At 63.2% G+C, this 4,649-nt stretch carries 4 protein-coding genes; all 4 read left to right on the plus strand.

The window, feature by feature from the left end; translation table 11 throughout:
* Positions 1–1,021: serine hydrolase (locus Q0U08_RS17870; protein ID WP_298093000.1), on the plus strand; the 1,021-nt coding region annotated here is incomplete at its 5' end.
* A 138-nt stretch (positions 1,022–1,159) separates the two neighbouring features.
* The gene (locus Q0U08_RS17875) at positions 1,160–2,233 is read left to right on the plus strand and encodes an integrase arm-type DNA-binding domain-containing protein (RefSeq protein WP_298093002.1); all 1,074 of its coding nucleotides are present in this window, start codon (positions 1,160–1,162) and stop codon (positions 2,231–2,233) included.
* A 48-nt stretch (positions 2,234–2,281) separates the two neighbouring features.
* A complete protein-coding gene (gene istA / locus Q0U08_RS17880; protein ID WP_298093003.1) occupies positions 2,282–3,802 on the plus strand; it encodes an IS21 family transposase in 1,521 nt (506 codons plus the stop codon).
* Positions 3,799–4,626 carry an IS21-like element helper ATPase IstB gene (gene istB, locus Q0U08_RS17885; protein WP_298093004.1) on the plus strand — a complete coding sequence of 276 codons (828 nt, stop codon included), beginning with the start codon at positions 3,799–3,801 and terminating at the stop codon, positions 4,624–4,626. The genes istA and istB overlap by 4 nt, the downstream gene beginning before the upstream one ends.
* Positions 4,627–4,649 lie beyond the last annotated feature (23 nt).

Raw genomic sequence — 4,649 nt, forward strand, 5'->3', positions numbered from 1 at the left:
GCCGATGGGGCGTGCGGTGGGCGAGGCGGACCCTGCGATCGCGGCGCTGCTGGCGGATGAGACGCTGGCCGGGCCGGGGATGCGGGCGATGGTGGTGGCAAGGGACGGGCGGATCGTGGCGGAGCGCTATGCCCCCGGTTTCAGCGCCGATACGCGCCTGATCGGCTGGTCGATGACGAAGACGGTGACGGCGGCGCTGGTGGGAACGGTGCTGGACCGGTTCGGCGGGCTGGAGGCGAAAGGCCTGCGACCCGAATGGACCGATGCGCGCCGCCGCATCACGCTGGCACAATTGTTGGGCATGGAGAGCGGGCTGGCGTTCAACGAGGATTATGGCGGCACGTCCGACGTGAACCGGATGCTGTTCACCGCGCCCGATCCGGCGGCCTTTGCCGCAGCCAAGCCGCTGGCGGCAGCGCCGGGGACGGTCTTCGATTATTCCTCGGGCAGCTCCGTCATCCTTGCGCGGCTGTTCCAGGATCGTTTCGCGCGACCGGAGGAAGCGCTGCGCTGGCCCTATGACATGCTGTTCGGGCCTGTTGGCATGCGTAGCGCGGTGCTGGAGGTGGATGGACGGGGGACGTTCGGGGGTGCGTCCTTCCTGTACGCCGATGCGCGCGACTGGGCACGGTTCGGACAGTTGCTGTTGCAGGATGGCGTGTGGAATGGCCGCCAGATACTGCCGCGCGGCTATGTCGCATGGATGCACGCGCCGAGCCGGGCTTCCGGCGGGCGATATGGACGCGGCCAGGTGTGGCGTCGCTTGCCACAGGGAATGGACCGGGCAGGCTTGCCGGCTGACACCTATTGGATGCTGGGCCATGACGGCCAGTCGATCGCGATCGTGCCGTCGCGTCGGCTGGTGGTGGTGCGCATGGGCCTGACGCCGCGGCGGGCGGGATATTCGCCCGCGCCGCTGGTGCAGCGGGTGAGCGCATCGGTGGCGATCGGTGGTAGCGATCGTGCCGTTTCGAAGGGGAGGGTGGTGGACGCACTTGGGCTCGAACCAAGGACCCGCTGATTAAGAGCTATGATCAGAGGGTCCTAGCACGTCCGCATGTGTCCAAAAAGGGCGGAATTCTGGGATTCAGAGTCCGCATTGTTCTTGAAATGTTCGCCAGTATCCACTACAAAAAGCTACCTAAGGTAGCAGGTACATATGGCGAACAAAGTAGGTTTGACGGACGCTAAGATCGCAGCGCTGAAGGCGCCGGCTGCGGGTCAGATTGAGCTCGCCGATGGTATCGTCCCCGGACTTAGGCTCCGCATGGGTGCCAGTGGTATCAAGACGTACATTCTGCGCAAGCGGGTTCAGGGCAAGTGGTTGAATGTGACGATCGGACGCCATGGTCCGAGTTTCACCCTGGCCCACGCCCGCAAGAAGGCGCGCGATCTGCTTGTCGATGTCGAGCAGGGCAAGAGCATCGCCAGAAAAGCGGGCGCAAAAAGAAAGGGATCAAAAGGCGTCGGGACAGTCGCGGAGCTCTACGAGACGTACCTTGCTCAGCAGATCGAGGGCAAAAAACGGAGCGCGAGGGAGTTCGATCGGGTCTTCCGAAAGTACATTGAACCGGAGATTGGAGACCGGCTCGCGGACTCCATTACCCGAAGTGACGTGAGCCGCTTCGTTGAGAAGATTGCGTTCGAGCGGGGCAAGGAAACCCTGACGATGGCGCGCATCGTGTATCGCCATCTTTCGACCTTCTACACGTGGGCGCTCACCAGACTTGAGCATATGCCAGCCAACCCCTGCCGGGATGCGTGGCGCCCGAAGCGGAATGAACCTCGAGATCGTGTACTGAGCGACCGCGAGCTAGCGGCACTATGGCAGTCTGCTGTCGAGGATGGCTATCCATTCGGTCATCTTGTGCAGATGCTTGTCCTTACGGCTCAGCGCCGGGGCGAGGTGCTCGATGCCGCGTGCGACGAGTTCGATTTCAAGGCGAAAGTCTGGACAGTTCCGGGTGACCGAGCGAAAAACGGCAAGGCGAATGTGGTGCCGCTATCCGCGCAGGCCCTGGCAGTCATCACCGAGATATTCATGGCGGCTGGCATCGACCCCGACGAGGCCCACAAGCAATCCCAGATCCTGTTGGCATCGAAGGTCACCAATACGAACAGCGTCAGCGAACTATCGAAGGCCTGGAAGCGGATTAGAGCAAGCGTGGACGAGAAGCTCGTGAGAACGCCGGTAATAGAAGGGGCCACTCACCGGCCGGTACCCCCGGGATAAAAAGGGGCCAGTCCTGCTAGACCTCCGTCATTTGCGCGGGGGTGGAGGATGAAGAGAGTGGAGCTTTATCAGAAGGTCCGCCGCGCCGTGATGATCGACGGCATGAGCCGTCGCTGTGCCGCGACGTATTTTGGCATCGACCGCAAGACGGTAGACAAGATGCTGATCTTTCCGGAGCCGCCGCCGCATGGGCGACGTGGGCGGACATACAGCCGTAAGCTGGCGGGGTTCACCGCGATCATTGACCGGATATTGACCGAGGATCGCACGGTGCATGCCAAGCAGCGCCATACCGGGTCACGGATATTCGAGCGTCTGCGCGATGAACACGGCTTCACCGGCGGCATAACGATTGTTCGCGAGTATGTGGCGGGCGCCAGGTTGCGTAGCCGGGAGGTGTTTATCCCACTGAGCCACAAGCCAGGCCATGCGCAGGTGGATTTTGGGGAGGCGGACGGGATCATCGGCGGCAAGCTGACGCGGTTCCATTATTTCTGCATGGATCTGCCGCACAGCGATGCGCCGTTCTTCAAAGCCTATCCGGCCGAGGTGGCCGAGGCGTTCTGCGACGGTCATGTCGCTGCATTCGCCTTCTTCGGCGGCATTCCGCTCTCGATCCTTTACGATAACACCAGGTTGGCGGTGGCGCAGATCCTGGGCGACGGGAAGCGTGAGCGCAGCCGGATGTTCTCGACCCTGCAGAGCCACTACCTATTCGAGGACAAGTTTGGGCGCCCCGGCAAGGGCAACGACAAGGGCAAGGTCGAAGGGCTGGTTGGCTATGTGCGGCGGCACTTCATGGTGCCGATGCCAGTGGCAGATAGCATCGATGCGATGAACGCGCGGTTCCTCGAGCAATGTGTGGAGCGCAGGCAAGCGGTGCTGCGCGGGCACAGCCAGAGCATTGGAGAACGGATGCAAGCCGATCTGGCGGCGTTCATGGCGTTGCCTGCGGTGCCGTTCGACCCATGCCATGTCGTTACGGGTCGAGCTTCGTCGATGTCACTGGTCCGCTATCGCACCAATGATTACTCGGTGCCGACGGCCTATGCCCATCAGGAGGTGGTCATCAAAGGCTATGTCGACCGGGTCGCGGTGATCTGTCGTGGAGAACAGATCGCGGTGCACCGGCGCAGCTATGAGCGCGAGGACTTCATTGCCAACCCGCTCCATTATCTGGCGCTGCTGGAGCACAAGCCGCGGGCGCTCGATCAGGCCGCGCCGCTCGATGGCTGGGTACTGGCCGAACCGATGCACCGCATCCGGCGGCTGATGGAGGCGCGCAGTGGCAAAGAGGGGCGGCGCGAGTTCATCCAGGTGCTGCGGCTGTGTGAGCGGTTCGAGCAGGGCCTTGTGGAATGGGCGGTGGCCCGGGCGCTGGACATGGGGGCGATCAGCTTCGATGCGGTGAAGATGATCGCGCTGGCGCGGCTTGAACGGCGCCCACCGCGCCTTGATCTGCAGTTCTATCCGCATCTGCCCCGCGCGCATGTCGGGCGTACGGACCCGCGCAGCTACATGGGTTTGCTGTCCCCGACAGGCGCTCCAGCGGCGGGAGGACCGGCATGAGCGAGATCCTGATGCCGTTGCCTGCCATGACGCAGGCCCCCACCAGCGTGCCGCCAGCGGTATTGCTGGCCAACCACCTCAAGGCGCTGAAGCTGCCCACCTTCGTGCGCGAGTACGAGAAGGTGGCCCTTGAGGCCGCGCAGGACCGTGCCGATTATCCGCGCTACCTGCTGCGACTATGCGAGCTCGAGCGGATCGACCGCGAACGCCGGATGGTGGAACGCCGTATCCGCATGGCGAAGTTCCCGCATACGAAGAGCTTCGACACCTTCGATTTTGCCGCCCAGCCATCGCTGAACAAGGCTCTGGTGCTGGAACTGGCGCGCGGGGAATGGATCGAACAGCGGCGCAATGTCATCGCGCTGGGGCCGAGCGGCACGGGCAAGACGCATGCCGCCCTCGCACTGGGCCTTGCCGCCTGCCAGAAAGGCTGCAGCGTGGCGTTTACCACAGCAGCGGCGCTGGTGCATGACCTGATGGAGGCCCGCGACGAACGGCGGCTACGCATGCTCCAGAAGCAGCTGGCATCGGTCAAGCTGCTGATCCTCGATGAACTCGGTTATGTGCCCTTCACCGCCGTTGGCGGCGAACTGCTGTTCGAGGTGCTCAGCCAGCGTTACGAGCGCGGCAGTACGCTGATCACCAGCAACCTGCCGTTCGATGAATGGACGTCGGTGTTCGGCTCCGAACGGCTCACCGGAGCTCTGCTCGACCGGCTGACCCACCACGTGCACATCCTCGAGATGAACGGCGAAAGCTTCCGCCTCGCCAGCAGCCGCAAGCGCCAAAAGATGTGGATCGGCGTGGAAAAAGGACCCCGGTAGCGGGGTGATCGGCGTCGAAAAAG

Origin of the sequence: uncultured Sphingomonas sp. (assembly GCF_946477935.1) — a bacterium.
In the GTDB taxonomy this organism is placed as follows: domain Bacteria; phylum Pseudomonadota; class Alphaproteobacteria; order Sphingomonadales; family Sphingomonadaceae; genus Sphingomonas.